We start from the raw sequence: 25,070 nt of genomic DNA, 5'->3' as shown, positions 1-25,070 counted from the left end.
GACATTTGCGCAAGTTGGATGAAGGAGGCCGTGAGGCCTCCTTTTTTATTTGTACGGTTTACTGAGGCAGTACTTCGTCGGCCTGCTTCGGGGCGATCTCGTTTCGGTAGATGAAGAAGAGAGCGATGGCGATGGCCGATATGCCGCCGCCGACCAAGTGCGAAAGGGCGTAACCGCCTTTGGTTACCAGCCAGCCGGCAACAACGTTGCTGAGGGACGCACCAATGCCTTGCACCATCATGACGCTTGCAAGGCCGACATTGAACCGGCCGGTTCCCTTGAGAATGCGTTCGGCGGCCACAGGCGTCACGATGCCCAGAAGGCCTGCACCGATACCGTCAAGCAGCTGTACCGGAAAGATTACCCAGAAATCCGTGAAGGCGGATGCCAGCAGACCGCGGATAGGCAGGGCGGCAAGCGCGATCAGGAACACCGTCGCAAGACCGAAGCGACGGATCAGCCACGGCGCCAGGGCCGCAACGAAGATCATGGCGAATTGCGCGACGCCAGTAATGATCGCTGTCGTGCGGAATGGTGTCTGCAGTTCGATGGCGAAATTCTGCGCGATAAGCCGCCCCATCGGCGCGTTGCCGAAGTGGAAGATAAGAAGAATGATCGCGAGGAATATCAGACCGCGTTCGTGAAGCAGCACATTGATGCCTGAAGGTCCCGGTTCGCCCTTGTCCTCGCCAAGGCCTCGCGCCACCTTGTGGTCGATCCTGTCGGGGTCGATGGCGGCGTCGGCAACAAGTGCGCCGGCAGCCGTCAGAAGCATCAGTCCGATGACGCCATGCAGGCCGAAGAAGGAAACGGCAACGTAAGTGGCGAAGAGCGATGCGAAATTGCCGCCATGGTTCCAGAATTCGTTTCGCGATATCTGACGGGAGAACAGGCGTTCACCGACCAGACCAAGCGTCAGTCCGGCCAGAGCCGGTCCAACGACGGCGCCGACAACCGCAGTCATGATCTGGCCGGTCCAGACGATCCACGCATCGGGAAAGATCAGCGTAATCAGCGCGCCGACGGTCACGAGAACGACGGGGATGGCAATCAACGTCCTTTTCCACGTCGTGCCGTCCACCAACGCGCCGCAGAACGGTGTGGCAAGCAGACCGACGAGGCCGCCGACCGTGGCAATCATCCCCAGCGAAAGCGATGACCAGCCCTGTGTCGCCAGAAATGCATCCAGAAAAGGCCCTAGCCCGTCACGGGCATCAGCCAGAAAGAAATTAAGCGCCGCAAGGGCAAAAAGCGTGCGGTCTGACATACCACCGCTGCGAGGCAGACCGCCGGAGGGGAGGCTGCCGCGCGGTGCCAAAACGCCGATCGTCGTCATGAAATATGCTCCGAAAAATATGCGGTAGTGATCAGAAATTGATCGACGCTGGCGAGAAACATCTATGCCTGCATTTGGTTGCATCGGCGCGATAGAAACATGAGCCTCTCGAATTTTTTGACAGTTGCTAAATAAACCGGAGGAACGTTTGACGGTGCAAGCGAGTTAGTCTTCGTGAAAAATTGGATACGCGCCATGAAAACGACGGCTATCACGAGTTTATTTTTTGCAGGGCTGCTCGGTGTGCAGCCGGCATTAGCGGACGAACGCGAATTCCTCTCGTCGCTGAAAGGCACATGGGCGGGGAAGGGAACCGTGATCACCCGCATTGGCACGCCGCCAATCAACGTCAATTGTACGCTGAATTCCAAAACGGGGACCTCGTCGCTTAATATGTCCGGCACATGCCGTGGCCTTCTGGTGGTCAGGCGCGCAATTGCAGCCGACCTGTCAGAGAAAGGCGGACGTTACAGCGGCGCTTACACCGGACCCTCCGGCCGACCGTCTGCCCTTTCCGGTACGCGACAGGGAAATGCAATCAATCTGACGGTTCGCTGGAACCGCGACATCAACGGCGACCGCGTCGCAGCCATGACAATCGAAAAAGTCGGGCAAAACGGCCTGCGGCTTCGCACCACCGACAAGGACGGCAGGACCGGCAAGACGGTGGTGACGAGCGATATCCGGCTCGTGCGCTGACCAAACCGTGAGATGAAGACAACGACCTATAAGGCGGCTTAAGCCTCTAGCTGAATTCGAGCAGCAAGGGGCAATGATCCGAGACTTCTGGCTGTCTCACCACATCAAAGTGATCGACCTGCACAACCGGGTTGACCAGCATGTAATCTGCAAAACGGTTTTGTTTGGCATAGTGCGAGGTGCGCGTGTCTGTGAAACCACGTGTTGTGACGAGTTCGATGAGATCCAGTTCCTTCAATACCGTGAAGGTGTCGCTCTCAGGCAGAACATTAAAATCGCCGCAGACGATGATCCGGTCACCATCCTCCGCGATGTCTTTGACGAGTTTCACGAGGCGTTTTGCTTGCACCAGACGGGCGGGAATATCGTGTTTACCGTTGGGGTCACGCAGCCCATGCATATGGGCGATGACGGCTGGCTGACCGGTCGTGAAGTCGAAAACCCTGACAGCATGGCCCGTGCGCGAACGCGGGTGATCTCCGTATCCATTCGCAGAAAAGCAGCCGTGCACGAAACCTTGAGCCTGCGCAACAATCGCGATGGATTTACGCACGAAAGTCGCCAGCCCCCATTGTGAGGGATATCGTGTCTCCCCGTGCCAGAGGTCACCCTGTGACGCCGGGCAAAAGATTGCCAGATGATCGGGTAGGGCTTCTTCGACATCGCGAAGAAAGTTCGCCCTTTGCGGCAGATCCCTACCGTCATCGCGATAGCTCAACCAGTCCTCTTCGGCTGCCGGTGTGTGCACCACTTCCTGCAAACATAGAATGTCGGGATCGGACGCGGAGATATAGGGAACAAGCTCGTCATGGAGCTTTCCGCCCCAACCATTCAGGCAAATCAAACGCATTCAAACTCCATCACCGCTTAAATTGCAGCATCCGGTTTAGCATGGAACGGGTTACGATCAATCGCATGTGACGTGGTAGCGCAGTCTTGGGGCTTGTGTCCGGAACGAAAAAGGCCCGGATCGCTCCGGGCCTTCATAAGGTCGTTCGTACCGCTGCCTTTATTCGGCGGCCTCGGCATAAGCCTCCATCGGCGGGCAGGTGCAGATGAGGTTGCGGTCGCCATAGACATTGTCAATGCGGTTTACCGGCGACCAGTATTTGTCAATGCGGAAGGCGCCGGGCGGGAAGCAACCCTGTTCGCGGCTGTAGGGACGATCCCACTCGCCGACGAGGTCTTCCACCGTGTGCGGCGCGTTCTTCAGCGGATTGTTGGTCTTGTCCGCACGGCCTTCCTCGATGTCGCGGGCTTCCTCGCGGATCGCCAGCATGGCATCGCAGAAACGGTCGATTTCCGCCTTGGTCTCGGATTCCGTTGGCTCGATCATCAGCGTGCCGGCAACCGGCCAGCTCATGGTCGGCGCATGGAAACCGCAGTCGACGAGGCGCTTTGCAACGTCGTCCACCGTCACGCCGCAGCTGTCTGCCAGCGGGCGGGTGTCGATGATGCACTCATGCGCCACACGTCCCGTTTCGGACTTGTAGAGCACGTCGTAAGCACCCTTCAGCCGTTCGGCGATGTAGTTGGCGTTGAGGATCGCAACCTTGGTCGCCTGCGTCAGCCCTTCGCCGCCCATCATCAGGCAGTAGCTCCAGGAAATCGGCAGGATCGACGGTGAGCCGAAGGGGGCAGCCGACACCGCACCTTCACGACCGTCCGTCGTCGGATGGCCGGGAAGATAGGGAGCAAGATGCGCCTTGACGCCGATCGGCCCCATGCCCGGACCGCCGCCGCCATGCGGGATGCAGAAGGTCTTGTGCAGGTTGAGGTGGCTGACGTCGGAACCGATATCGCCGGGACGGGCAAGACCGACCATGGCGTTCATGTTGGCGCCGTCGAGATAGACCTGACCACCGTGTTTATGGGTGATCTCGCAAATCTCGCGAACCGTCTCCTCAAACACGCCATGGGTGGACGGATAGGTGATCATGCAGCACGAGAGGTTTTCCGCATACTGCTCTGCTTTTGCTCGGAAATCGTCGATATCAATATCGCCATTTTCCCGCACTTTCACCGGCACCACTTTCATGCCGACCATCTGCGCGGAGGCTGGATTGGTGCCATGCGCCGAGGTTGGAATGAGGCAAACGTCGCGATGTGCGCCGCCATTGGCGATGTGGTAGTTGCGGATGGTCAGGAGCCCCGCATATTCACCCTGCGCGCCGGAATTCGGCTGCATGGAGAAGGCGTCGTAACCGGTGACCGAGCACAGCTTTTCCGAGAGGTCATCGATCATCTCCTTGTAGCCGAGCGCCTGATTGGCCGGCACGAAGGGATGGATGTCGGAAAATTCCGGCCACGTTATGGGCAGCATTTCCGCAGTTGCGTTCAGTTTCATGGTGCAGGAACCGAGCGGGATCATCGAGCGGTCGAGCGCGAGATCACGGTCCGAAAGACGGCGGATGTAACGGGTCATCTCGCTTTCGGCACGGTTCATGTGGAAGATCGGATGCGTCATGTACTGGCTGGTGCGCAGCAGTTCCTTCGGCAGGCGATATTCCAACTCGAAATCCGAGATCGAGAAATTGCCGCCGAATGCGCGCCAGACCGCCTCTAGCGTCGCGGGACGCGTGCGCTCGTCAAGGCTCATGCCGATCTTGGTCGCGCCGACCTTGCGCAGGTTCACACCTTCCGCAACGGCCGAGCGCAGGATGACGCCCTGCATATGGCCGACTTCGACGGTGATGGTGTCGAAGAAGGTTTCCGGCTCGATGACGTAGCCTAGTTTCTCGAGGCCCTTGGCCATCAAAACGGCCTTCTGGTGGGTCTGCTGCGCAATCGCCTTGATGCCCTGCGGGCCATGGAAAACGCCATACATCGACGCCATGACTGCAAGCAGCACCTGCGCGGTGCAGATGTTGGAGGTAGCCTTCTCGCGGCGGATATGCTGCTCGCGGGTCTGCAGCGACAGGCGATAGGCGCGATTGCCGCGCGCATCGACTGAGACGCCGACCAGACGGCCAGGCATGGAGCGCTTATGTGCATCCTTGACGGACATGTAAGCCGCATGCGGACCACCATAGCCGACCGGAACCCCGAAACGCTGCGAGGTGCCGATGGCGATATCCGCACCCATTTCACCGGGTGACTTCAACAGCGTCAGCGCCAGAAGATCGGCGGCAACGGCAGCGATGGCACCCGTCTTGTGCAGGCGGGAAATCAGGCCCGAGAAATCGCTGACATGACCGTGGGTGCCCGGATACTGGAAGATCGCGCCGAACACGTCGACAGGATCGAGATCGGTAAAGGGATTACCAACGATCACCTTCCAGCCGAGTGGCGCCGCACGTGTCTCGATCAGCGCGATGGTCTGCGGATGGCAATTGGCATCGACGAAGAAGGCGGTTGCCTTGGACTTCGCGACGCGCTGGCACATCGCCATGGCTTCGGCAGCGGCGGTCGCTTCATCAAGCAGCGATGCATTGGCGACATCGAGGCCGGTCAGATCGCAGACCATGGTCTGGTAGTTCAGCAGCGCCTCAAGACGGCCCTGGCTGATTTCTGGCTGGTAAGGCGTATAGGCGGTGTACCAGGCCGGGTTTTCCAGAATGTTGCGCTGGATCACGGGCGGGGTGATTGTACCGTAATAGCCCTGGCCGATCAGCGAGGTCAGCACCTGGTTCTTGTTGGCCGTTTCGCGCAGGCGGTCGAGCGCCTCGCGTTCGGTCAGCGCTGCACCCCAGGTCAGCGGCACCTTCTGGCGGATGGAGGAGGGAACGGTGGCGTCGATCAGGGCATCGAGGCTCTTGTAGCCGATGACCTTCAGCATCTCCGCCATTTCCGACGGCGACGGCCCGATGTGACGCCGGTTGGCGAAATCATAGGGCTGATAGTCGGTGAAATGGAATTCCGTGGGCGTCGTCATTACGCGATCAGCTCCTTGTAGGCTGCCTCGTCGAGCAGCGTATCGGCATCCGCGGCGTTGGAGAGCTTCAGCTTGAAGAACCAGCCGGCACCCTGCGGATCGGAATTGACCAGCGAGGGATCGTCGACGATGGCCTGGTTGATTTCCACCACTTCGCCATCCAGCGGACAATAGACATCGGAAGCCGCCTTGACGGATTCAACGGTCGCCGCGTCGCCATTCTTGGAGAAGGTGGCGCCCACTTCCGGCAATTCGACGAAGACGAGGTCGCCAAGCTGTTCAGCGGCGTGGCTGGTAATGCCAACGGTGGCGATATCGCCTTCGAACTTCAGCCATTCGTGTTCTGCGGTAAATTTCAGCATCGTATTCTCTCCGGAGATGGGATGAAGATTATCGTTTGTAGGTAGGCTTGATGAAGGGCAGGGCAGCGACGGTGACGGGCAGATATTTGCCGCGCACTTCCGCAAAGATCGCCGTGCCGGGAGCAGTATGGGCCGCAGGGACGTAACCCATGGCAACGGGACCTTCGACCGACGGACCGAAGCCGCCGGAAGTCACTTCGCCGATTTCCGTCTTGCCTTCTGCATCCGCGAAAAGCTTGGAATGACCGCGCACCGGTGCCTTGCCCTCTGGCTTCAGGCCGACGCGACGACGCGATGTGCCGTCCTTGAGTTCACCGAGAATACGCTCTGCCCCAGGGAAACCGCCTTCGCGATCACCACCGGCGCGGCGCGCCTTCTGGATCGCCCATTCAAGCGAGGCTTCGATGGGGGAGGTCGTTGTATCGATATCGTTGCCGTAGAGACAAAGGCCAGCTTCAAGACGCAGGCTATCGCGCGCTCCAAGCCCGATCGGCTCGCAATCAGGGTGCTCAAGCAGGGCCTTGGCGATCTCTTCCGCCTTTTCGGCAGGCACGGAGATTTCAAAACCATCCTCGCCGGAATAACCGGAACGGGAAACGATGCAGGGAACGTCGTGCAGCGGAACTTCCAGCACGTCCATGAACTTCATTTCGGAAACACCGGCCCAAAGCTCGGCCAGAACCGCTTCCGCGCGTGGCCCCTGAAGCGCAATCAGCGCTCGATCATCGAGAAGGGTAATGTCGCAAGTGTCAGAAAGATGCGCCTTCATATGGGCGACATCAGCGTCCTTGCACGCCGCGTTGACGACGACGAAAAGGTGATCGCCACGATTCGTGATCATCAGATCATCGAGGATGCAGCCGTTTTCATCGGTGAAGAAACCGTAACGCTGGCGGCCTTCCTTTAGGCCGAGAATGTCAACCGGCACCAGTTTTTCAAGCGCGATTGCAGCGTCGGCATTGTTGCCCGACTTCGCCTTCACGATAACCTGGCCCATGTGGGACACGTCGAAGAGGCCAGCAGAGGTACGGGTCTGAAGATGTTCCTTCAGCACGCCCGCCGGATATTGTACCGGCATGTCGTAACCGGCGAAAGGCACCATGCGGGCGCCAAGGGAAACATGCAGGGAATGGAGCGGCGTGATTTTAAGCTCGGCGGTATCGTCCAAGGACGCCTCCAGGGTTGCGCGAAAGATCGCGCGGGCTCAGGTCATGACGCGAAAAACGCGCCGGGTTCAAGAGCCCCCTCTGTCCTTGTCGCCTGAGATTGTTATCCCTTCGGCGAGCCGTCCTTATGAAAGGTGGCTTCTCTCCAGAGTTCCGTCGTCACCGGTGGTCCTTTTGCCTGAGAGTTTCCGGGGCGGTTGCTCCTTCGGCACCGCAATGAAGCGGTTTCTCCCAACGATGATGCGAGGCTCATTATCTTCGAAGCCCGGTCATTGGCAAGGACGAAATGACGCATCTGAACAGATTTTTGCTCCATCTGCGCCATCGCTGGCTAGATACACGGCGAGTTCCATGCACGAAGCGTGCCGTCAGTCTGATTTTTTCTCCGGCAGACCCTTGCGCTTTGTCGACGCCAGTTCATCAAGTTCCTTTTCTGTCATGGACTTCTCCATGCTTTTTGAAGCACCTTGTAAACTGGATTTCTTGACTTCACCGCGTTTGGCGGCCAGCGCCGCACCTGCGGCTTTCTGCTGGGCTTTCGATTTGGCTGGCATGTCGGTACTCCTTCCGAAACGATCCGTATTGGAAAGGAAATGCCGCCCTGTATCGATTGTTCCTTTGAGCGATTGGGCCTGCGGCAAATTTCCCCTTTGAAATCGGAAGGAAAGAGGGGTATCGCCAGAAGATGGACGCAAATCGAAAACGACCGCTGACAAGGGTGGAGAAAATGCTTCGCATTTTCTGCGCGCTTTTGATGTTGTCGCTTGGTTTTGCCCACAAGCCCGCGCTCGCCGCGGCACCTGCCGTTCTTCTGGATGAGAGTTACCGGCTGCCGGACGGCACCTTTGCCGAAATCTGCCTTGGCCACAGCGGCGGGGTAAATGCCTCGCACCCCAATGACGGCCCCGCCCATTCAAGCGATGCGATCCTGTTTTGCGAGGCCTGCCTGCTGGCCTCGTCCATTCTCTTGCCGGTGCCCGATGCGGCCGGCTGGCTGAGGACGGAATTCGCCTGGCTCGACAATCGCCTGACCGCGGAATGGGGCTTTCACTCGGTCCAGACGATCCGCAAACCGTCCGCACGCGGCCCGCCATCCCTGTCCGCCTGACCTCTTCGTTTCACAGGATCATCGCCGCCGGGTGGCGGCACGGAGCAGCTGCCCGGGCCAATGGCGCCGCAGTCGCAAGGACAAACAAATGAAAACCACCAAGATCATCACCTGCACCCTGTTCGTCGCCTCCGTCTCGACGGCGCAGGCCTTCGCCCATACGACCTTCGTTGACGGTTCGGCCGAACAGGAAAGCACCATCGTTGCCGCACTTCAGGTGCCGCATGGCTGCGATGGCGGACTTGCCACCACAGAAGTGCAGATCAAGCTGCCGGAAGGCTTCATCACTGCCAAGCCGCAGCCCAAGGCCGGTTGGGACCTTGAGGTCATCAAGGGCGACTATCAGAAAGCCTACAAGAACCACGGAAAGGACATCAAAAGCGGCGCGGTCGAAATCCGCTGGAAGGGCGGCAATCTGCCGGATGAATTCTATGACACCTTTGCCGTTCAGGGAAAAATCTCCGGCATAGAGGCCGGGCAGGACCTTCCCTTCAAGGTGACGCAGCTTTGCGGCGACAAAGGCAAGGTTTCCTGGGACGAGGTGGCGGCCGCAGGCGTCGATCCGCATTCGTTGAAAAGCCCGGCGCCGACCATCCGCGTTACCGCAAAAGCCCATGCCGGCGGGCATGACCATTCCGCTATGGCCATGGATATGGATATGGACGTGGTGAAGGCTGGCAGTCTCGAGCTCTCGGCTGGCGCGACAAAGGCCATGCTGCCCGGTCAGCCCGTGGGCGGCGGTTATGTGACGATCAAGAATACCGGTTCCAGCGACGACAAGCTGATCGGCGTCGAATCCTCCGCCGCCGGCCGTGCGGAAATTCACGAAATGGCCATGGTCAACGACGTCATGAAGATGCGCAAGCTGGATGACGGCATCGTCATTCCCGCCGGCGAGACAGTGGAGCTGAAGCCCGGCGGCCTGCACATGATGTTCTTCAACGTGAAGAAGCCGTTCGCCGAAGGCGACAAGGTGCCGGTGACGCTGATCTTTGAAAAGGCTGGCAAGGTCGAGATTGTGCTTTCCGCAGGCTCGGCCAAGGGTGGTGACGACAAGAACGCTCACCAGCACAACTGACGCAAAAAAGAGGCTGCCGGAACGCAATACTCATCCGGCAGCCTCAGCTTGTTCGACCAATATTATTTTGTAACAGTCAGCTTGGCCTGCATACCCGCTTCGTAGTGACCTTTTATGTTGCATAAGAGGAGATATGTGCCGGGCGTAAGCTTTGCCTTGAGCTGACCATCGCCGCCGGGCTTCAGGTCGGCCACTTCGCCAAGACTTTTAAGCTGTTTTTCATCGACACGGTGTTTCGCGGTATTGAGCGGTATTTTTTCGTCTGCAGACTTCAGCTTGACGAGCACCATTTCGTGCTGCTCGCTCATGGCATCGTTATGCACATGAAACACGGCTTCACCGGCTTTGACCGTCGTCTGGTCCATAACGAGTGTCATTGGTCCGCCACCTTCACCGCCTTCGGTGACCTTGATGGTCGTGGCCGCGAAAGCCGGCGCCGAAACAAGGAGCGCGATCGTGGTGGCTGTGACGTGACGGGCAATAGAAATCATGATCTTCCTCCAGTTGGTACCGAAGGACTAAAATTTGAATCTGACAACAACCTGAACGCGCAAAATGCGCACCAAAAAACTTACAAATCGATTTAATAAGTATGGATATCAAATTGGTATTATAAGTTTTTATTGGATTGGTTTTCCTCGTAGGCCTGCACGGCCTGATCGAGTGTTGTCTGGGGGGCGTTGCGATGGCTGGCGCTTGTCAGGAAATAGAGGGTCAAGGCCGGCGGCTTGATGGCGGTGAGCAAGGCTCTCAACTGGAAATCGTCTCCCTGTTCGGCCTTGCGCGCCAATTCGTGAATGGCTTCCTCAACCTCGCTTCTGCGCGATACACGCTGCGACGGCTTCACGGCCTCCAGTGCGTAGGCCGCAGTGTTTGCAGAAACGGAAAGAACCTGTGTCATCCAACCTCCGGCCATCCTTCGCCGACCCGTAAAACCGCAGATTAGCAGCTGCGTCTTGTTGGAAGCCTAAATCGCGGACGTGCAATTTAATCGAGTTTTAATCGAAAAAAGGTCGGGACGAGGGGGTTTCACCACCCGTGGCTATGTTCTAGAAAACGTCTTCAACAGACCCGTCGGGTATTTCTCCGGAGACATTCCCCAAATGCTGAATATCGCTCTTGTCGCAGCAGGCGGCGCAATCGGTTCGGTTTTCCGCTATCTCGTCGGTCTGTTGAGTGTGCGCCTTGTGGGTATGACTTTCCCTTGGGGAACGCTGGCGGTGAATGTGGTCGGATCCTTTCTCATCGGTTTCCTGGTTGAGCTTGTTGCAAGGCGGCTGAACGCGTCCATGGAGATGCGTCTGTTTCTGGTCACCGGCGTTCTCGGTGGCTTCACCACCTTTTCGTCCTTCTCGCTGGATGCGGTAGCGCTTTTCGAACGTGGCGCGCTCGGTCTTTCGGCGGTTTACATCACGGCAAGCCTGGTGGTTTCCATCGCGGCGGTTTTCGCCGGGCTGGCCTTGGGCCGCAGTTTGTTCTAAAGGCTTGCTCCAAACGGTGCGCCGGATAACAGGGCGCGCGATCAAGACAGAGAGACTGGAAATTTCATGGCAGGTATCGAGCATATCAAGGTCGAGGCCGACGAGGCCGGTATGCGCCTCGATCGCTGGTTCAAGATTCACTATCCGGGTCTGGGGTTTGGGCAGCTGCAAAAGCTGCTGCGCTCCGGACAGGTGCGTGTGGACGGCGGCCGGGTGAAGACGGACGCACGGGTGCAGCCGGGACAGATGGTGCGTGTGCCGCCTGTTGATTCCGACCTCAAGGTCAAAAGCGGACCGATCGGATCAAGGGACCTCAAACATTCGGCAGACGGTGAACTTCTGGCGCGCATGCTGCTGCATGAGGACGACAAGGTTCTGGTGTTCAACAAGCCGGCCGGCATTGCCGTGCAGGGCGGATCGGGCGTCAACCGTCACATCGACGGGCTTCTGGAAGCATGGACCAGCCCGAAGGGCGAAAAGCCGCGTCTGGTGCACCGTCTGGACCGTGACACGTCGGGCGTGCTGGTGGTGGCCCGCACCCGAGGTGCTGCACAGAAGCTGACGGCCGCTTTCCGCGAGCGCGATACCAAGAAGACCTATTGGGCGCTGGTTCGCGGCGTACCACGCAAGCATCAGGACAAGATTTCCACCTGGCTGGTCAAGGAACAGACCCCCGACGGCGACCGCATGCGCATTGCCAAGCACGGCGAGGAGGGGGCAGATCACGCCATTTCCTATTACCGTGTTATCGATACCGCTGCGCAGAACCTCGCCTGGCTGGAAATGGAGCCCTATACCGGCCGTACCCACCAGCTGCGCGTTCACGCACTGCATATGGGGCACCCGATCATCGGCGATCCGAAATATTACATCGATGATCCGAACTGGGATTTTCCGGGCGGTGTACAAAAGCGTCTGCACCTGCATGCACGCCATATCGACATTCCGCACCCGAATGGCGGCCGGCTTCGCGTCAGCGCGCCTTTGCCACCGCATATGGTACAGACTTGGAACCTGCTCGGCCTCGACGTGGCCGATGGCGACAGGGAAGGCTGATATCAGATGAAACTCGTTCTTTTCGATTGTGACGGCACGCTGGTCGACAGCGCCGGCCTTATCCATGCCGTCATGGTCGATACCTTTGCCGATTTCGGAAAGCCACGGCCTGATATTGCGCAGACCAAGGCAATTATCGGCCTGACGCTCGACATCGCCATCGCCCGCATGCTCGGTAAGGCGCATGTGGATGACGAGGCGCGCGCGATGACTGAGCGCTATCGGGAAATATATCACCCGATCCGCGCCCGACCTGGCATGATCGAGCCGCTGTTCGACGGTATCGCGCCCTTGATCGACACGCTCGCCAGGCGGGATGAGGTGCTGATCGGCGCGGTCACCGGCAAGGGCCGTCGCGGGTTGACCCATATTCTCGAAACGCATGGTTTTGCCGAGCATTTCATCGTGTCGCGCACGGCGGATGATTGCCCTTCCAAGCCGCATCCGGCCATGGTGATGGAATGTTGCCACGAAACCGGCATGGTTCCGGCCGACACTGTCGTCATCGGCGATGCTATCTATGACATGCAGATGGCAAAGGCCGCCGGCGCAAAGGCCATCGGCGTTGCCTGGGGCTACGCCTCGGTCGATGATCTCTGGAAGGCAGGCGCAGACGCCGTCGTCAGCCATCCGAGCGAAATTCCGGCCCATGTTCCCGCCGATATTCTTGAATGATCCTTTCTATTCGACTGATGAGGACGTGCCATGCGTGATCTCCTGAACGACCTTTCGGAAGGCCTCAGCCACCCCGATCCGATCCTTCGCGCCCAAATCCAGATGCAGCGGCCCCTGCCGAAACGTTTCTATAAGGACGTTACCGTTGCTGACGTGGAAGACGGCGGCTTCACCATCCATCTCGATGGCAAACCTTTGCGCACGCCCGCCAAGAAGCCGCTTGTCTTGCCATCGAAGGCGCTTGCGGACCTGCTTCGCGATGAATGGGATGCGCAGAAAGAAGTGGTGAACCCGGTCGTCATGCCGGTCTCGCGACATGTGAACACCGCCATCGACGGTATCGCCAGCGACACCCAGGCGGTTTTCGAGGACATACTGCGCTTTTCCTCTTCCGATCTCCTGTGCTACCGCGCAGGTCAACCGGAAGCGCTTGTGGCGCGGCAGGCGGACCATTGGGATCCGGTCATCGACTGGGCGGCCAATGTTCTCGGCGCACGCTTCATTCTCGTCGAAGGCGTCATGCATCGCGATCAGCCTCGGGAAGCTGTTGCAGCCTTTGCCGTGACGCTCAAAAAATACGATACGCCGATCGCGCTTGCCGCCCTGCACACCATGACGTCGCTGACCGGCTCCGCCATTCTGGCGCTGGCACTGGCGGAAGGGCAGCTGACGCTGGAGGAAACCTGGGCGCTGGCCCATCTTGACGAGGACTGGACCGCCGAACATTGGGGCGAGGACGAGGAGGCGCTGGAGCGCCGCGCCACCAGGCTCATCGACATGCGTGCAGCACTCAACGTTCTGGAGGCGTTGAAGAGCGCGCCTTAACGCTTTTCTAACCCTGATGACCGAATATGCGGTTACCTCACGTTAGGGGAGCCGCAGATCATGAACACTCGATTGAAACGCCTTGGCATTGTTGTGCTGGCGTGTTTCACGCTCATGTCTTTCAGGCTGGAACCGGAGGCGACCAATGCCGACCGGCTGCTTTATGATGTGCGCGGCGCCTTTGTAGCGGCACGGCCGGATGTAGCGCCGGCATTGATGCAATCCATTCATGCGCAACTACAGAATGCCATCAAAACGACGGCACGCGGCGAAATCAGACCGCGCGTTGTGCTGACCATTCGCCTCGCATCCGTCACCCGCGGCCCCTTCCTGTTTGGAGAACGGGCATCGGCCCGTGTCATCGTTCGTGCGGCCGCCGTGGCGACGGGCGAGGTGATCGCCGAGGCCAAATTCACCGCCACCGTCGTCAGCTTCGACAATCAGTCGATCGAGCAGGATCTCGCTTACGGCGTCGCGGAGCGCGTGATCCGCGAGTTCCGGCTGAGCCGACCCGGACCGACAACGCTCGCGACGGCGTTGTTTCCGTGAACAAGTATGGTTTCCAGATAGAGTTTAAACTGGTTTCACAAGAAGGCCGGTGGCCATGGACTGGAAAGCCTCGACAGCCTTCGGCAGCACCCTCACGGGATCGTCACTGGCGGCGATCCATAGCGCAGCATTAAGTGCAGCGCCGCTTAGAAGCCGGGCAGCAGCTTCCGCATCGACTGACTTGATGACCCCTTGTTCGATGAGGCTCTGAACCGTTCGCTTGGTCGCATGCAGACAACTGCTCTGGCTAGGCCACTGCGACGGATCACCCAACACCGCAGGCCCGTCGAGCAGAACGATGCGTTGTACTTCCGGATCAAGCGCCATTTCGATATAGGCGGCGCCCTCGGCGAGCAAACCTTGCCAATCGTCCTCGGCCAATGCCCCGATCTCTTGAGCGCGAGACGCCATTTCAGAATCGATCTGATCGACCACCGCCGCCAGCAGCCCACGCTTATCTCCGAAATTGTGATAAAGCGCCCCACGCGTCAGACCAACCTGAGCAGTCAACTCGTCCATTGATGCGGAAGAGTATCCCTTTTCGGCGAAAATCTTTCGTGCAGCCGCGATCAGTTTTACGCGATTTTCCTCCATCGTTTCCGCGCGTCGTTTCGCCATACTCTCCTCAATTTTACATACGTGACGTATATGGGTTGACATACGGAACGTATGCCACCAAATTCAAATACGCACCGTATATCAAATAAGGCGTTGTGTGAAGCGCTCGAAGCGTAACGTTCCGCCCAGAGAGTGCACTTGATTACAAAGAAGAGAGATTTAAAAATGGCGAAGCGCGAAGCAATCTTTCCCGCAAACAGACATGCTCTTTACGAGGAGCACGGCTATTCGGCGGCTATCCGATCCGGGGACCTTCTGTTCGTTTCCGGGCAGGTGGGCAGCCTTTCCGATGGAACGCCAGAACCCGATTTTGAACGTCAGGTACAATTGGCTTTCGAAAATCTCAAAGCCACGCTGCATGCAGCGGGCTGTACATTTGATGATATTGTCGACGTGACGACATTCCATACGGACCCCGAAAAACAGTTCGGAACCATCATGGCCGTCAAGCAGCAGATTTTCAGCACGAAGCCTTACCCGAACTGGACTGCAATAGGCGTGAACTGGCTCGCGGGCTTCGATTTCGAGATCAAGGTCATCGTCCGCATTCCTTTGGATGCATAAATCTCCGAAAGCCATAGCGAAGACGGCGTACTAAAAACGCCGTCACGTCGCTGTTCAAGATGTCGGACGAATCCAAACCGCGCAGGTTAAGCTTCCCCTTTCGCAGCCTTAGCCAAGTCGCTCGGCATGCCATTTCAGATGGTCATCCATGAAGCTGGAGATGAAATAATAGGAGTGGTCGTAACGCTCGTGCATGCGCAGCGTCAGGCCGATATCGGTTCCTTTGATCGCCTCTTCGAACAGCCAGGGACGCAGGCCTTTTTCGAGGAAACTGTCGGCCTTTCCCTGGTCGATCAGGAATTCCGGAAAACGGGCGCCGTCTTCGACCAGCGAGCAGGCGTCGTATTGCCGCCATGCGGCGCGATCCGTTCCGAGATACTTTTCCAGCGCCGGTTCGGACCAGTCGGCAGAGGAGGGGGCGACGATTGGGGCGAAGGCGGAGCAGCTCTTGAAGCGGTCTGGGTTCTTAAGCGCAATCGTCATGGCGCCATGGCCGCCCATCGAATGGCCGAAAATGCCCTGACGGCTCATATCCGCGCGGAAATGCTGGCCAATGAAGGCTGGCAGCTCTTCCGTTAAGTAGCTGTACATATGGTAGTGCTCCGACCAAGGCTCCTGCGTGGCGTCGAGATAAAAGCCCGCGCCCTTGCCCATTTGCCAGTTGGTCACTTCATCAGGCACATCGTTGCCACGCGGGCTGGTATCCGGGCAAACGATGATCAGCCCGAGTTCGGATGCCATGCGGCGATATTCGCCTTTTTCCATGACATTGGCGTGGGTACAGGTGAGGCCGGAAAGATACCACAGAACCGGGCACGGCTCGCTGATCGCCTTCGGCGGCACATAGACTGCAAAGGTCATCTCGCATTTCAGGGTTTCGGATGGGTGCGAAAATACGCCCTGCATGCCGCCAAAGGCCGTATTTTGCGAGATGATATTCATGAAGCCATTCCTTTATGAAGAGTTTTTTCCGGTTCAGCCCGCAAGCGCGACCGCAGCATTGACCGCCGCTGCTACCAGAACTGTGTTGAAGAAGAAGGAGACGATGGAGTGCAACAGCGTGACCTTGCGCATCGGTGTCGTGGTTACAGCAACATCCGAGGTCTGCGCCGTCATGCCGATGACAACAGCGAAATAGAGGAAGTCGTAACCGCAGGGTTCCTTCGTTGCCGGGAAATCCATGCCGCCGCGATGCTTGCGCTTGCCATCAACGGTTTCCGGACGCCAGTAAAGATGTGCGTAGTGCAAGGCGGTCATGGTGTGGATTGTCAACCACCCGAAAATCACGGAGCCGAAGGCGAGCAGCAGCGTCCAGACGGTTTCGCCGGAATGGTTGAGTGCCTGGAAAAGTGAAACGACGGCGACGGTGGCAGCGATCAGCGTAATGGCGATGATGGCCATTGCCGGCAGGTCATCACTATCGGCATGCGCTTTCAGGTGCTGGGCCGTTAATTTCGGAAGCCGAAAGGCCACCAGCCCGAGATAGGTCAGGAAAAACAGAATGGCTGCAATTTCGATGGCGAGCGGCCGTTCGAATGCCAGCGCCAAGCCAAGGCCGAAGGCGCCAACGAAAAGAGCGACGAAGAAAGGCTTATGGCGGCTGTAGGTGTTGCTCTGCGGATTGGCCGGGGTCATGGGCTGCGCCTTCCTGTTTACGCGGTCATTTTTTGACACGGCGGCAGAAACGGTCAAGCGTCTCCAGAAAAGCAGACCGGTCGCGCGGCGAGAAAGCCGCGTTATATCCCTTGCTCTCACCGGTTTCGCGCAGGTGTGCGCCAAGGTCGCGCATCGCAGTTGCCATGCCGATGTTGGTTTGGTCGAAAACGCGGCCGGTCGGTCCCGTCACCAGCGCGCCCCTGGCAACGCAACGCCCGGCGAGCGGCACATCGGCGGTAATGACGATATCGTTTTCGCCCGCACGCTCCGCAATCCAGTCATCCGCCGCATCGAAACCGGCCGATACGATCACGTTTTTCACCATCGGATCGCGCGACGGGCGCAAACCGGAATTGGCAACGAATGTCACCTCCAGCCCATGCCGTTCCGCCACCTTGAGAATCTCGGGTTTCACGGGGCAGGCGTCGGCATCGACATAGATTTGCGGGGTCTGCGACATGGGCACTCTTCGAGGATCATTTATGCATCGCTTTTAAGGGCAAACGCTGCGATTACCAAGCCCGCCATCTGTGAAAATATGGCGACAGGCAGGGTAAGGAATACGCTTGCGACCTTCAAACAAGTCCAGTATGTTCACTTTATGTTCCTGATGTGAGGTATTCCCGATGCTGGAAGAATTCATCGTGCAGGCCAAGTCCGCCACTTATGTGGGCGGCGGCAACAAATCCTCGACGCCCACCCGCATCGGCTCACACGACCTCGGCTTTCGAAGTGGCGACTGGAACTATATCGATAGCTATTTCGGCGGAACCGACTTCATCGGTCAGGAGGTCGTCTGGCATCAGGGAGTTCCACTTTGGGCCATGAATTATTACGGCCGCATCATCCGCCCTGAGCTGATCGACGGCACGGTGGCGGGCAGGGTGATCCAGCGATCGCTTTCCACGCTATACAGGGAAGGGCGCTTCCTAGGCGGCTTCACCCACGAGGTTGAAGACATGATCTATGTCGATACCAATGAGGGCGAATTCCGGTCTTTTACCGGCGTGGAGCGCATATATCGGGACAGCGTTGAGTTGTACCGGCTCGACTACCACGGCGGCGTGATAAAGCCGTAGCTGCGCCGCGAGTAAGATTAAAGAGGGACGATGGAGATCCATCGCCCCCTTTATCGATTTCAAATCAGCCGGGCTGCTTCGTCTTGCGCAGGTATGGAAGAACAGTGTCATAGGAGCCGAAACGGGCAATCGCATCCTCGTTGGAGACGGCGGCGGTGATAATGACGTCTTCGCCCTGTTTCCAGTTTGCCGGTGTCGCCACCTGATGTTTGGAAGTCAGCTGGATGGAATCGATCGCGCGAAGAATTTCGTCGAAGTTGCGCCCGGTGGTCATCGGGTAGGTGAGGACCAGCTTGATCTTCTTGTCGGGACCGACAACGAAGACGGAGCGCACGGTGGCGTTGTCGGCCGGCGTGCGGCCTTCGGAACTGTCGCCAGCGCCCGCCGGCAGCATGTCATAGAGCTTCGCGACTTTCAGGTCCTTGTCGCCGATCAGCGGATAATCGACATTAAAGCCGGTCGCGGTGCGGATGTCGTTTTTCCATTTCTCATGGCTTTCGACCGGATCGACCGAGATGCCTATGATCTTGACGCCGCGCTTTTCGAATTCCGGCTGCAGGCCGCCCATCGCGCCGAGTTCCGTGGTGCAGACCGGCGTGAAATTCTTCGGATGCGAAAACAGGACCGCCCAGCCGTCGCCGATCCATTCGTGAAAGCTCACCGGACCGTGTGTGGTCTCGGCGGTGAAATCGGGTGCGATGTCGTTTATACGCAGGCTCATCTGATGGTTTCTCCCTAATGATTTAAATTGAAATCCTGAAGGTTTTGGCAATCCGCGTCCGGCGCAGGAGCTTAGAGTTTTTGCGTGAAATGGCCAGCCCTTTCCACGGCAAACGGCACGCTAATGACCTGTCATTGAAACGTACAAGGATTGTTTTCGTTCTGGCAAACGCCTATTCTGACGCGCTGCCTTTTCCGGCCGGCGCAAAAAGCTGATGCTCGACCACAATGAGCCAATAGTCTCCAAACAGACGCGATGGGGAACAGCAATGACGATCACGATTACCGCTTTTGAACGCTCGCCCGATGGCGGCAAGGGTCTGGCCCGCGACATGCGCGTCCGCTGGGCGCTGGAGGAAGCGGGACTGTCCTACGATGTTCGACTTCTCTCCTTCAAGGCGATGCGGGAACCTGCGCATCTGGCACTTCAGCCGTTCGGACAGATCCCGACCTATGAGGAGGGCGACCTCGTACTGTTCGAATCCGGCGCGATCATTTTCCACATCGCGGAGCGCAATGCCGGCCTGTTGCCGCGGGATGTGAATGCGCGGGCACGGGCGATAACCTGGATGTTCGCCGCGCTCAACACGGTGGAGCCGCCAATCGTTGACCGCTCGATTGCCCGGTTTCTGGAGGGCGACAAGAGCTGGTACGAAGAGCGCTTAGCGATGATCGATAAAAATATCAGCAAGCGGCTCGGCGAACTCTCCCGCTGCCTCGGTGACGACGACTGGCTCGACGGTGCGTTCAGCGCTGGAGATCTGTTGATGATATCGGTGCTGCAAAGGATAAAAAGCTCAGGCATCCTCGACGAATATCCAAACCTTTCAGCCTATGTGGCTCGCGGTGAGGCGCGTCCGGCCTATCGACGCGCCTTTGCCGACCAGCTTGCCGTCTTCAAGGCCGCCTCGAGCGCTTGAACGTCGGTGAATAGCGAGGGCCTTAGGTAAGAACAAACTACACGGTCTGTACAGGACTGCCCGCCCTCAAAGGCTCCCGCAGCCGTTTCGGTGATTGTTGTGCCTCTATCGGCGCCGGTTCTACTTCTTGATTGAAATTGAAATCTGCGATAGTGCTGATATTGAGGTACGTACCTCAAATTTAGAAGCAGCTCAAATGCGGAAAGAGAAAAACAATCGATATGTCAGCAATATCCAAGGCGTTTTCGTCTGGTGAAGCTGATGGGAACAACGGGGCAACGTCACAAGGGTGAGGATGATGACGGCGTTTGAACTTGATCCGGAATTTGCAATAACAGATGAGCCATCGCTTCGAGGATTGTTCGAGGCGACCCACGCGCTGGCGATATTGAAGTGTCAGGACACCATTGGCGAGCATGCGCGGGAATTTATCAGACGCTCTCCGTTCCTGTGCATAGGAACGCAGAATCTGGCGGGAAGTGCTGACGTAAGCCCTCGTGGCGACCCTGCGGGGTTCGTCAAGATTCTTGATGAACGCACACTCGCGATACCGGATCGGCCGGGTAACAATCGTCTGGATACGTTGACCAATATCATTGCCAATCCAAGCGTCGGGCTGTTGTTTGTCATACCGGGATTTGACGACACGTTGCGTGTGAACGGGCAGGCAAAGCTCGCAACCGACCCGGAACTTCTGAGAAGCATGAGCATCAATGATCGTGCGCCCAAACTCGCGATTGTCGTCAGGGTGAGTGAGGTTTTCATGCATTGCGCCAAGGCGTTTCGGCGGTCTCATTTGTGGAGCCCGGATCATTTTCAGGATCGCTCCGAGATGCCGTCGCTCATCAAAATCATCCTTGACGAAACGACGGGGGCGCCCAGCAACAAGGATGAGATGCGGAAATTGGATGACGATCTGGAAAAGGACTACCAGAGAACACTTTATTAGCTATTTTCGAGGGGAGGCGGTGCGGCTCCTGTTGTCTTCAGCAGCCCTGAAAGGGATCATGCGCCGAAGCGTTGGATCTTTGCGGACGAAATGGTGCCACAGCGCTGCTGCCACATGAAGAAGGACGATAACTGCGGCAAGATAGGCCAGAGTGGCGTGAACCTTAGTCCAGAAGGCCTCGGCTTGGTCGGAGATCGCCATGGGTAGTCCTGGCACGACGAGAAGATCGAAGACATAACTAGGGATCTGCAGAGGAGACGTCGACGCGACGGCCCAACCGGCAAGGGGAACGGCGAGAGTAAGGAACAGCAGCGCGGCGTGAGCCGACCGTGCGGCCAACCTCGAAGCCATCCCTTCACCATCCAGAGCCCGCGGTTTCCTGCTGAAAATCGACCAGATGAAGCGGGGGGCGGCGAGGGCCAGAACCAGAAACCCAATCGACTTGTGATACTGAAAAAGATTGAACTGAAGCACCGGATCGATGTCGCGGCTCATAAAATATCCCAGCGCAAGCTGCGCGAGGAATAGGAGCGCGATCGTCCAATGGAAAACGATCGCCACCAAACCAAAGGAGGCGGGCGTGTTTCGCCATCTCCTTACGCCGCTCGTCGCTCTATCGGAATGACCCTTGAGATATTGCATCGGCTAACTCAGCTGTTGATAGGTGTCTTTGGCAATAGCGTCCATGCGGTCGGACGGCAGGCTGCCGACCAGGGCGCAGCGGATTGTTTCGTCATCCCAGGACACTGTTTCCAGCGCGTCGACATTGGAGCGCCGCATGGCGGTATCGCTCGTTTCAGCCGCAGCCACGATGTAAAGAGTGACACGCTGCCCACTTTTGTCTTCATACATCAGTTGAGCTGCGGCGCCTTCGGAACTGGGCAGCACCCGGCCGCCGACAAGGGACAAGCCATGGTGGGTGAGGTCCGGCACGTTCAGTTTACGGTCGAGCCGTTTTGACAGCCATTTCGGCAGGCTGGAACCATTCTCGGCATCAGCCCGAACTTCGACAGGGTGCAGAACCTCGCTAGCAAACAACTTATGCGCCAGCGTCGCATCCGCCACGATGGAATGGGCAGGTGCCTCGACTTCCGACACAAGTCCGCGCCCGAACCAGCCACCTGTCAGTCCAACTGCCAGAACGAGAACGGATGCCGCTGCCAGATTGCGCCAATTTGCACGCTCCGATCGCAAGCGCCGCTCCATCCGATAAACATCGAGGCGCTCGGGTAAAACATCGACATCAGCAGGACGATAGAGAGCCGTAAGTGTCGCATTCTGCCGCTGCCATATCTCGACCTTGCGCGCATCGGCCGGATTGGAGGCGAGGTGGGAGCGAACGGCATCACGTCGCTGGTCTTCGAGCTGCCCGTCGACATAGGATATCAGATCGGCTTCGGTTATCTGCGGCTCGTTGCCAGTCATTTTATCACCTTGAGATTTGGCTGGTCTTCCTGGGTCATGCGGGCCAAGGCTGTTCGGGCGCGCCCCAGACGGGACATCAAAGTGCCCAACGGAATTTCCAGAACCTTTGCCGCTTCCGCATAACTCAGACCTTCGACGACGACGAGGAGGAGGGCCTCACGGTGCTCGCCTGACAGTTTTTCGATGGCACGGGCCATTTCGGCAAGCGCGATCCGGCCCGTCTGCGGCGCCGGCACAAACATCTGTTCGGCAACATCATCAATCGGGATTTGCGAGGGCCGGCGGTTTCTGCCGCGCAGATTGTTGCGGTAAACGTTGACCAGCACCCGGTACAACCATGGACGTAACGGCGCCTGCGGCCGCCACAGCGCCTTTTTGCGGATGGCTCTTTCCAAACAGTCCTGAACGAGATCGTCAGCCGTGTCACGGTCGTGCGTGAGCGCATTCGCATAACGTCGAAGCGCCGGTATGCAACTTGTGATCTCGTCAAGAAAATCAGGCATGGGTGCTATTCCTTGGCAACGTGCCAGACGCCACCAATACCATCACCCGTGACATCGCCGGGCTTCTTGTCCATCTGCCAATGATACAGCGGCTTTCCATCATGCGACCACTGCATCGTGCCATCCCTGCGGGCGAGTGGTCTGTAGTCGCCATCCGCCTTGTCGGTTTTGGCAGCCGCAAGTGGCGGCCATTTCTTCGCGCAGCCGTCATAGCAGGCTGACGAGCCATCGCCATCATTGTCGAACGTATAAAGGGTCATGCCCTTGGCGTCAGTCAGGATCGTGCCCTTTGCCGTCGCCATTTCGACCACCGCGCCACCGGCATATGGTTCGGCAAGCGCGGCAGTGGAGGCGAGCGCGAGAGCGCCTGCCAGAATGAAATGATGTTCACGCATGAGATCGTCCTTTGAGAGGTAACGGTGCGGACACCATGTCCGATACAACACAGAACACCGACCAGCGACAATTAATCCCGTCCCGCCGATTTTTTTGACGTTCCGTCGTTTTTATCTGACGCCCTTCAAATCTATGTCGAAGGCAACCGTGTTCGAATAGAGTGGCACGCCAACACCCATGCCATAGGGCAGGCGAGGGATATTTCCGGTGACATGGAAGGTGACGGAACCCTTTTGCTGCTCAACGAATGTTGCGTGAAACGTCTCGGTTCTGGAGACGCCTCGGGCCGTGAGCACGCCTTCAACGACCGCGCTGCGCGGCCCGTCCTGCGTAACGCGGTTGGAGCGAAACACGATCTGCGGATAGGCGGCGATGTTGAAAACTGCGCTGGACCGCAGGAAATTTTCCACCCGCTCCTGGCCTGTCTTCACGCTGGAAGGGTTCAAACTGATTTCCACATAGGACTTGGACGGTTGGTCCGGATCGATATCGAAGCGGCCGGATATATCGGGAATAGTGCCGTTGATGCCCGGACCGGCAACCTGTGCAATCGAAAATCCGATGTGCGAGGCGGGATCGATACGGTAACGTCCGGCGGCCGACGAAAACGGGCTTGCAGATACGGCCGTGCAGGCCAATGTGGCAATAACGAGTGTGATGGAATAGAGGTGCTTCACGGCGCAGGCTCCTTCATGAGTACGTGGTCGTACCCGTGAGAACACCGCTGGCTACTATTTAATCCCTATCAGTTCCGACAGATCATCAAAATCTTTGCCGCATCAGCCAATGCATGGGCATTTCGTCAGCAATGTCTTTCATGGGTTCAAAGCCCACTCAAGGCTAGGTGCTTTCTCTAAATCCTTTGCTCGTTATTGTGCTCGAGCGAGGTACAGAGTGTCTAGGCGGCGCTGATGAAGGTGAGGCGCTCGGGACCATAGAAAGCTTCATCAGCTTACCACATACGATGTGGCGGCAAGGTTGAAATGTCGCGAATCGTGCAAAGTTAAAATGTCATCTGTCGCTCTGCCAGCCAGTTAGAAATGCGACACTGGCTCAAACAATCAGCCCCCGACCGGACCGGCTGGGCCGGGTTGCAAGGGTAGGGAGGGGGCGGGTGATGGAACACACCCTTCGGCTTTAGCTTTCTCACTCCAAAGCACTTTTCGTCGCGTCATGGTCAGCCGTTGACAGCGCCATAAGCTACAATCAGATTCACCTTGGCTTCGCCAGATGAGAGGGAAGGGCATGATAGATGGGCTTGAGAACTGGAGAGAGATCGACCATCGCGAACGCGCGCTCCTAATGCATCTGCTGCGAGGTGACTTTCAAGGGAAAGCGGAAATCCTGGAGCAGATGAGCTCCGTGGAAGTGATGCGCATCAGCCCTACCGGGAGCCTAAAGCTTCGCAGTCAAGGGCCATTGGCGATCGTGAAGGACAACGACGCCCCTTCGCCTAGACCAAACGACCATATACCCATCGAGAGCTTTTACGACGATGAAGCTCCAAACCAGAAAAGTATCGTTCGCATCGCCAGACTTGTGCGATTGGCGCTGCACGTAACCAACGGCAGAATCTCCGAGCTTGAAGTTTACAAGGAAGATGGAAGCCCAATCCAGACAGATCCATATGAAGTCGATCTGTCGAAAGTCCATTTTTACTGAAAAGCCAGTTGTTTACACGGCAGAAGTGGGTGCGGCCTTCACCCAGCCGCATCCATTTGAGCAAGAGCCTTTTGCCGTCTCGCAATGACGTCCGGATCATTCATGAAATCCGTGCGCGGACCGGGTTTGCGGCCTCTCGGCTTGTAGCCGATCTTCTCACTGTTGGTCTTTGGCGCAGCTGCGTGGTCTCGATCTTGCTGCTCTTTGATGTAGGCCAGTACTTCGCCGAGACGCTTGTTCTCGACCACAGCCGCATGGGTCACGCGCTGATCCTTGTCGAAGATCTTGTAAGGCAACGAGTGACCTTTCCATCGAATATCCAGTCGACCATCAACGTAAGCGAATGTCTCGACATACTTTCCAACCAGG

31 protein-coding genes, 1 pseudogene and 1 riboswitch are annotated in these 25,070 nt (G+C 57.8%); of the genes and pseudogenes, 13 read left to right on the top strand and 19 right to left on the bottom strand.

Annotated features, from left to right (window positions below; all coding sequences use genetic code 11):
- Nucleotides 1–58: 58 nt before the first annotated feature.
- Complete coding sequence (locus tag ACQZ63_RS00160; RefSeq protein ID WP_113555827.1) at nucleotides 59–1,336, bottom strand: MFS transporter; 1,278 nt, start codon at nucleotides 1,334–1,336, stop codon at nucleotides 59–61.
- A gap of 195 nt (nucleotides 1,337–1,531) precedes the next feature.
- Here ACQZ63_RS00160 and ACQZ63_RS00155 point away from each other — a divergent pair, with 195 nt between their 5' ends.
- Nucleotides 1,532–2,035, top strand: coding sequence for a hypothetical protein (locus ACQZ63_RS00155; protein WP_003512942.1), 504 nt, complete (start codon nucleotides 1,532–1,534; stop codon nucleotides 2,033–2,035).
- Between the two features lie 46 nt (nucleotides 2,036–2,081).
- On the opposite strand, the gene ACQZ63_RS00150 is transcribed toward ACQZ63_RS00155, so the two are convergent.
- The 5 genes from ACQZ63_RS00150 to ACQZ63_RS00130 all read right to left on the bottom strand — a co-directional run bounded on the left by ACQZ63_RS00150 (nucleotide 2,082) and on the right by ACQZ63_RS00130 (nucleotide 7,991).
- Entirely contained in the window at nucleotides 2,082–2,885 is an 804-nt protein-coding gene (locus tag ACQZ63_RS00150; RefSeq protein ID WP_065657935.1) for an endonuclease/exonuclease/phosphatase family protein, read from the bottom strand.
- Nucleotides 2,886–3,044: 159 nt separating this feature from the next.
- Nucleotides 3,045–5,909: an aminomethyl-transferring glycine dehydrogenase gene (gcvP, locus tag ACQZ63_RS00145; protein ID WP_113555826.1), complete on the bottom strand. Its 2,865-nt coding sequence runs from the start codon at nucleotides 5,907–5,909 to the stop codon at nucleotides 3,045–3,047.
- The gene (gene gcvH, locus ACQZ63_RS00140; RefSeq protein WP_003512948.1) at nucleotides 5,909–6,271 is read right to left on the bottom strand and encodes a glycine cleavage system protein GcvH; all 363 of its coding nucleotides are present in this window, start codon (nucleotides 6,269–6,271) and stop codon (nucleotides 5,909–5,911) included. The genes gcvP and gcvH overlap by 1 nt, the downstream gene beginning before the upstream one ends.
- A gap of 28 nt (nucleotides 6,272–6,299) precedes the next feature.
- The gene (gene gcvT, locus ACQZ63_RS00135; RefSeq protein ID WP_111783086.1) at nucleotides 6,300–7,439 is read right to left on the bottom strand and encodes a glycine cleavage system aminomethyltransferase GcvT; all 1,140 of its coding nucleotides are present in this window, start codon (nucleotides 7,437–7,439) and stop codon (nucleotides 6,300–6,302) included.
- Nucleotides 7,440–7,593: 154 nt separating this feature from the next.
- A riboswitch (glycine riboswitch) is annotated at nucleotides 7,594–7,681 on the bottom strand.
- 124 nt (nucleotides 7,682–7,805) lie between these two features.
- Nucleotides 7,806–7,991 carry a DUF3008 family protein gene (locus ACQZ63_RS00130; protein WP_003496099.1) on the bottom strand — a complete coding sequence of 62 codons (186 nt, stop codon included), beginning with the start codon at nucleotides 7,989–7,991 and terminating at the stop codon, nucleotides 7,806–7,808.
- A 173-nt stretch (nucleotides 7,992–8,164) separates the two neighbouring features.
- Here ACQZ63_RS00130 and ACQZ63_RS00125 point away from each other — a divergent pair, with 173 nt between their 5' ends.
- Nucleotides 8,165–8,545, top strand: coding sequence for a hypothetical protein (locus ACQZ63_RS00125; protein WP_111783085.1), 381 nt, complete (start codon nucleotides 8,165–8,167; stop codon nucleotides 8,543–8,545).
- Nucleotides 8,546–8,633: 88 nt separating this feature from the next.
- A complete protein-coding gene (locus tag ACQZ63_RS00120) occupies nucleotides 8,634–9,623 on the top strand; it encodes a copper chaperone PCu(A)C (RefSeq protein WP_019565561.1) in 990 nt (329 codons plus the stop codon).
- A 62-nt stretch (nucleotides 9,624–9,685) separates the two neighbouring features.
- On the opposite strand, the gene ACQZ63_RS00115 is transcribed toward ACQZ63_RS00120, so the two are convergent.
- Nucleotides 9,686–10,114, bottom strand: a complete 429-nt coding sequence (locus ACQZ63_RS00115) for a plastocyanin/azurin family copper-binding protein (protein ID WP_003512955.1) — start codon at nucleotides 10,112–10,114, stop codon at nucleotides 9,686–9,688.
- Nucleotides 10,115–10,233: 119 nt separating this feature from the next.
- Nucleotides 10,234–10,524: a hypothetical protein gene (locus ACQZ63_RS00110; protein WP_065658277.1), complete on the bottom strand. Its 291-nt coding sequence runs from the start codon at nucleotides 10,522–10,524 to the stop codon at nucleotides 10,234–10,236.
- Nucleotides 10,525–10,726: 202 nt separating this feature from the next.
- Here ACQZ63_RS00110 and crcB point away from each other — a divergent pair, with 202 nt between their 5' ends.
- From crcB to ACQZ63_RS00085, 5 genes are all read left to right on the top strand, one after another.
- The gene (gene crcB, locus ACQZ63_RS00105) at nucleotides 10,727–11,104 is read left to right on the top strand and encodes a fluoride efflux transporter CrcB (protein WP_013636055.1); all 378 of its coding nucleotides are present in this window, start codon (nucleotides 10,727–10,729) and stop codon (nucleotides 11,102–11,104) included.
- Nucleotides 11,105–11,170: 66 nt separating this feature from the next.
- Nucleotides 11,171–12,160: an RluA family pseudouridine synthase gene (locus ACQZ63_RS00100; RefSeq protein WP_003512960.1), complete on the top strand. Its 990-nt coding sequence runs from the start codon at nucleotides 11,171–11,173 to the stop codon at nucleotides 12,158–12,160.
- Between the two features lie 6 nt (nucleotides 12,161–12,166).
- Nucleotides 12,167–12,835 carry an HAD family hydrolase gene (locus tag ACQZ63_RS00095; protein ID WP_003512962.1) on the top strand — a complete coding sequence of 223 codons (669 nt, stop codon included), beginning with the start codon at nucleotides 12,167–12,169 and terminating at the stop codon, nucleotides 12,833–12,835.
- A gap of 30 nt (nucleotides 12,836–12,865) precedes the next feature.
- The gene (locus tag ACQZ63_RS00090) at nucleotides 12,866–13,660 is read left to right on the top strand and encodes an ATP12 family chaperone protein (RefSeq protein WP_003512964.1); all 795 of its coding nucleotides are present in this window, start codon (nucleotides 12,866–12,868) and stop codon (nucleotides 13,658–13,660) included.
- Nucleotides 13,661–13,720: 60 nt separating this feature from the next.
- The gene (locus ACQZ63_RS00085; RefSeq protein ID WP_013636057.1) at nucleotides 13,721–14,209 is read left to right on the top strand and encodes a hypothetical protein; all 489 of its coding nucleotides are present in this window, start codon (nucleotides 13,721–13,723) and stop codon (nucleotides 14,207–14,209) included.
- 24 nt (nucleotides 14,210–14,233) lie between these two features.
- On the opposite strand, the gene ACQZ63_RS00080 is transcribed toward ACQZ63_RS00085, so the two are convergent.
- Nucleotides 14,234–14,827, bottom strand: a complete 594-nt coding sequence (locus ACQZ63_RS00080; RefSeq protein WP_113555825.1) for a TetR/AcrR family transcriptional regulator — start codon at nucleotides 14,825–14,827, stop codon at nucleotides 14,234–14,236.
- Nucleotides 14,828–14,992: 165 nt separating this feature from the next.
- Here ACQZ63_RS00080 and ACQZ63_RS00075 point away from each other — a divergent pair, with 165 nt between their 5' ends.
- Nucleotides 14,993–15,391, top strand: a complete 399-nt coding sequence (locus tag ACQZ63_RS00075) for a RidA family protein (RefSeq protein WP_113555824.1) — start codon at nucleotides 14,993–14,995, stop codon at nucleotides 15,389–15,391.
- A 108-nt stretch (nucleotides 15,392–15,499) separates the two neighbouring features.
- Here ACQZ63_RS00075 and fghA read toward each other — a convergent pair whose 3' ends face one another.
- Genes fghA through ACQZ63_RS00060 form a run of 3 tightly spaced genes read right to left on the bottom strand, consistent with a single transcriptional unit; the run spans nucleotide 15,500 to nucleotide 17,507 of the window.
- Entirely contained in the window at nucleotides 15,500–16,333 is an 834-nt protein-coding gene (gene fghA / locus ACQZ63_RS00070) for an S-formylglutathione hydrolase (RefSeq protein WP_013636060.1), read from the bottom strand.
- 33 nt (nucleotides 16,334–16,366) lie between these two features.
- Nucleotides 16,367–17,026: a DUF1345 domain-containing protein gene (locus ACQZ63_RS00065; RefSeq protein WP_113555823.1), complete on the bottom strand. Its 660-nt coding sequence runs from the start codon at nucleotides 17,024–17,026 to the stop codon at nucleotides 16,367–16,369.
- A gap of 25 nt (nucleotides 17,027–17,051) precedes the next feature.
- Nucleotides 17,052–17,507 (bottom strand): YaiI/YqxD family protein, encoded by a 456-nt coding sequence (locus tag ACQZ63_RS00060; protein ID WP_003512976.1) that lies wholly within the window; start codon nucleotides 17,505–17,507, stop codon nucleotides 17,052–17,054.
- A gap of 166 nt (nucleotides 17,508–17,673) precedes the next feature.
- Here ACQZ63_RS00060 and ACQZ63_RS00055 point away from each other — a divergent pair, with 166 nt between their 5' ends.
- Nucleotides 17,674–18,126 (top strand): DUF5680 domain-containing protein, encoded by a 453-nt coding sequence (locus tag ACQZ63_RS00055; protein WP_113555822.1) that lies wholly within the window; start codon nucleotides 17,674–17,676, stop codon nucleotides 18,124–18,126.
- Nucleotides 18,127–18,190: 64 nt separating this feature from the next.
- On the opposite strand, the gene ACQZ63_RS00050 is transcribed toward ACQZ63_RS00055, so the two are convergent.
- On the bottom strand, nucleotides 18,191–18,847 hold the full coding sequence (locus ACQZ63_RS00050) for a peroxiredoxin (RefSeq protein ID WP_003512980.1): 657 nt from the start codon (nucleotides 18,845–18,847) through the stop codon (nucleotides 18,191–18,193).
- 268 nt (nucleotides 18,848–19,115) lie between these two features.
- Here ACQZ63_RS00050 and ACQZ63_RS00045 point away from each other — a divergent pair, with 268 nt between their 5' ends.
- Nucleotides 19,116–19,766, top strand: coding sequence for a glutathione S-transferase family protein (locus tag ACQZ63_RS00045; protein WP_113555821.1), 651 nt, complete (start codon nucleotides 19,116–19,118; stop codon nucleotides 19,764–19,766).
- A gap of 298 nt (nucleotides 19,767–20,064) precedes the next feature.
- Nucleotides 20,065–20,715 carry a pyridoxamine 5'-phosphate oxidase family protein gene (locus ACQZ63_RS00040; protein ID WP_013636066.1) on the top strand — a complete coding sequence of 217 codons (651 nt, stop codon included), beginning with the start codon at nucleotides 20,065–20,067 and terminating at the stop codon, nucleotides 20,713–20,715.
- Here ACQZ63_RS00040 and ACQZ63_RS00035 read toward each other — a convergent pair whose 3' ends face one another.
- The 5 genes from ACQZ63_RS00035 to ACQZ63_RS00015 form a co-directional block, all read right to left on the bottom strand.
- Entirely contained in the window at nucleotides 20,716–21,357 is a 642-nt protein-coding gene (locus ACQZ63_RS00035; protein ID WP_448799048.1) for a cytochrome b, read from the bottom strand. It lies immediately after the preceding gene.
- Between the two features lie 3 nt (nucleotides 21,358–21,360).
- A complete protein-coding gene (locus tag ACQZ63_RS00030) occupies nucleotides 21,361–22,140 on the bottom strand; it encodes an anti-sigma factor family protein (protein ID WP_113555819.1) in 780 nt (259 codons plus the stop codon).
- On the bottom strand, nucleotides 22,137–22,643 hold the full coding sequence (locus tag ACQZ63_RS00025; protein WP_111783076.1) for a sigma-70 family RNA polymerase sigma factor: 507 nt from the start codon (nucleotides 22,641–22,643) through the stop codon (nucleotides 22,137–22,139). The genes ACQZ63_RS00030 and ACQZ63_RS00025 overlap by 4 nt, the downstream gene beginning before the upstream one ends.
- Before the next feature lie 5 nt (nucleotides 22,644–22,648).
- Nucleotides 22,649–23,038: a COG4315 family predicted lipoprotein gene (locus ACQZ63_RS00020; protein WP_111803691.1), complete on the bottom strand. Its 390-nt coding sequence runs from the start codon at nucleotides 23,036–23,038 to the stop codon at nucleotides 22,649–22,651.
- A gap of 111 nt (nucleotides 23,039–23,149) precedes the next feature.
- Nucleotides 23,150–23,716, bottom strand: a complete 567-nt coding sequence (locus ACQZ63_RS00015) for a YceI family protein (RefSeq protein WP_111803692.1) — start codon at nucleotides 23,714–23,716, stop codon at nucleotides 23,150–23,152.
- A 568-nt stretch (nucleotides 23,717–24,284) separates the two neighbouring features.
- Between ACQZ63_RS00015 and ACQZ63_RS00010 the strand changes: the two genes are divergently transcribed.
- Nucleotides 24,285–24,701, top strand: coding sequence for a hypothetical protein (locus tag ACQZ63_RS00010; protein WP_065657925.1), 417 nt, complete (start codon nucleotides 24,285–24,287; stop codon nucleotides 24,699–24,701).
- A 38-nt stretch (nucleotides 24,702–24,739) separates the two neighbouring features.
- Here ACQZ63_RS00010 and ACQZ63_RS00005 read toward each other — a convergent pair.
- Nucleotides 24,740–25,070: pseudogene (locus ACQZ63_RS00005) on the bottom strand (ISNCY family transposase); the annotation flags it as partial.

The organism is Agrobacterium sp. CG160-95 (genome assembly GCF_053521725.1).
The sequence above is the reverse complement of the archived record's forward strand: the minus strand, read 5'-3'. Positions and strand labels throughout refer to the sequence as shown.

What these genes read in the sequence shown, in the direction of transcription:
- ACQZ63_RS00010 (WP_065657925.1), top strand. Translation starts at nt 24,285, where the DNA reads ATGATAGATGGGCTTGAGAACTGGAGAGAGATCGACCATCGCGAACGC.
- ACQZ63_RS00155 (WP_003512942.1), top strand. Translation starts at nt 1,532, where the DNA reads ATGAAAACGACGGCTATCACGAGTTTATTTTTTGCAGGGCTGCTCGGT.
- gcvH (WP_003512948.1), bottom strand. Translation starts at nt 6,271, where the DNA reads ATGCTGAAATTTACCGCAGAACACGAATGGCTGAAGTTCGAAGGCGAT.
- ACQZ63_RS00115 (WP_003512955.1), bottom strand. Translation starts at nt 10,114, where the DNA reads ATGATTTCTATTGCCCGTCACGTCACAGCCACCACGATCGCGCTCCTT.
- ACQZ63_RS00060 (WP_003512976.1), bottom strand. Translation starts at nt 17,507, where the DNA reads ATGTCGCAGACCCCGCAAATCTATGTCGATGCCGACGCCTGCCCCGTG.
- ACQZ63_RS00065 (WP_113555823.1), bottom strand. Translation starts at nt 17,026, where the DNA reads ATGACCCCGGCCAATCCGCAGAGCAACACCTACAGCCGCCATAAGCCT.
- fghA (WP_013636060.1), bottom strand. Translation starts at nt 16,333, where the DNA reads ATGAATATCATCTCGCAAAATACGGCCTTTGGCGGCATGCAGGGCGTA.
- ACQZ63_RS00040 (WP_013636066.1), top strand. Translation starts at nt 20,065, where the DNA reads ATGACGGCGTTTGAACTTGATCCGGAATTTGCAATAACAGATGAGCCA.
- ACQZ63_RS00055 (WP_113555822.1), top strand. Translation starts at nt 17,674, where the DNA reads ATGCTGGAAGAATTCATCGTGCAGGCCAAGTCCGCCACTTATGTGGGC.
- ACQZ63_RS00095 (WP_003512962.1), top strand. Translation starts at nt 12,167, where the DNA reads ATGAAACTCGTTCTTTTCGATTGTGACGGCACGCTGGTCGACAGCGCC.
- ACQZ63_RS00160 (WP_113555827.1), bottom strand. Translation starts at nt 1,336, where the DNA reads ATGACGACGATCGGCGTTTTGGCACCGCGCGGCAGCCTCCCCTCCGGC.
- ACQZ63_RS00020 (WP_111803691.1), bottom strand. Translation starts at nt 23,038, where the DNA reads ATGCGTGAACATCATTTCATTCTGGCAGGCGCTCTCGCGCTCGCCTCC.
- ACQZ63_RS00030 (WP_113555819.1), bottom strand. Translation starts at nt 22,140, where the DNA reads ATGACTGGCAACGAGCCGCAGATAACCGAAGCCGATCTGATATCCTAT.
- ACQZ63_RS00075 (WP_113555824.1), top strand. Translation starts at nt 14,993, where the DNA reads ATGGCGAAGCGCGAAGCAATCTTTCCCGCAAACAGACATGCTCTTTAC.
- ACQZ63_RS00035 (WP_448799048.1), bottom strand. Translation starts at nt 21,357, where the DNA reads ATGCAATATCTCAAGGGTCATTCCGATAGAGCGACGAGCGGCGTAAGG.
- ACQZ63_RS00120 (WP_019565561.1), top strand. Translation starts at nt 8,634, where the DNA reads ATGAAAACCACCAAGATCATCACCTGCACCCTGTTCGTCGCCTCCGTC.
- ACQZ63_RS00050 (WP_003512980.1), bottom strand. Translation starts at nt 18,847, where the DNA reads ATGAGCCTGCGTATAAACGACATCGCACCCGATTTCACCGCCGAGACC.
- ACQZ63_RS00110 (WP_065658277.1), bottom strand. Translation starts at nt 10,524, where the DNA reads ATGACACAGGTTCTTTCCGTTTCTGCAAACACTGCGGCCTACGCACTG.
- ACQZ63_RS00045 (WP_113555821.1), top strand. Translation starts at nt 19,116, where the DNA reads ATGACGATCACGATTACCGCTTTTGAACGCTCGCCCGATGGCGGCAAG.
- ACQZ63_RS00150 (WP_065657935.1), bottom strand. Translation starts at nt 2,885, where the DNA reads ATGCGTTTGATTTGCCTGAATGGTTGGGGCGGAAAGCTCCATGACGAG.
- gcvP (WP_113555826.1), bottom strand. Translation starts at nt 5,909, where the DNA reads ATGACGACGCCCACGGAATTCCATTTCACCGACTATCAGCCCTATGAT.
- ACQZ63_RS00130 (WP_003496099.1), bottom strand. Translation starts at nt 7,991, where the DNA reads ATGCCAGCCAAATCGAAAGCCCAGCAGAAAGCCGCAGGTGCGGCGCTG.
- ACQZ63_RS00090 (WP_003512964.1), top strand. Translation starts at nt 12,866, where the DNA reads ATGCGTGATCTCCTGAACGACCTTTCGGAAGGCCTCAGCCACCCCGAT.
- ACQZ63_RS00025 (WP_111783076.1), bottom strand. Translation starts at nt 22,643, where the DNA reads ATGCCTGATTTTCTTGACGAGATCACAAGTTGCATACCGGCGCTTCGA.
- ACQZ63_RS00100 (WP_003512960.1), top strand. Translation starts at nt 11,171, where the DNA reads ATGGCAGGTATCGAGCATATCAAGGTCGAGGCCGACGAGGCCGGTATG.
- ACQZ63_RS00080 (WP_113555825.1), bottom strand. Translation starts at nt 14,827, where the DNA reads ATGGCGAAACGACGCGCGGAAACGATGGAGGAAAATCGCGTAAAACTG.
- crcB (WP_013636055.1), top strand. Translation starts at nt 10,727, where the DNA reads ATGCTGAATATCGCTCTTGTCGCAGCAGGCGGCGCAATCGGTTCGGTT.
- ACQZ63_RS00125 (WP_111783085.1), top strand. Translation starts at nt 8,165, where the DNA reads ATGCTTCGCATTTTCTGCGCGCTTTTGATGTTGTCGCTTGGTTTTGCC.
- ACQZ63_RS00085 (WP_013636057.1), top strand. Translation starts at nt 13,721, where the DNA reads ATGAACACTCGATTGAAACGCCTTGGCATTGTTGTGCTGGCGTGTTTC.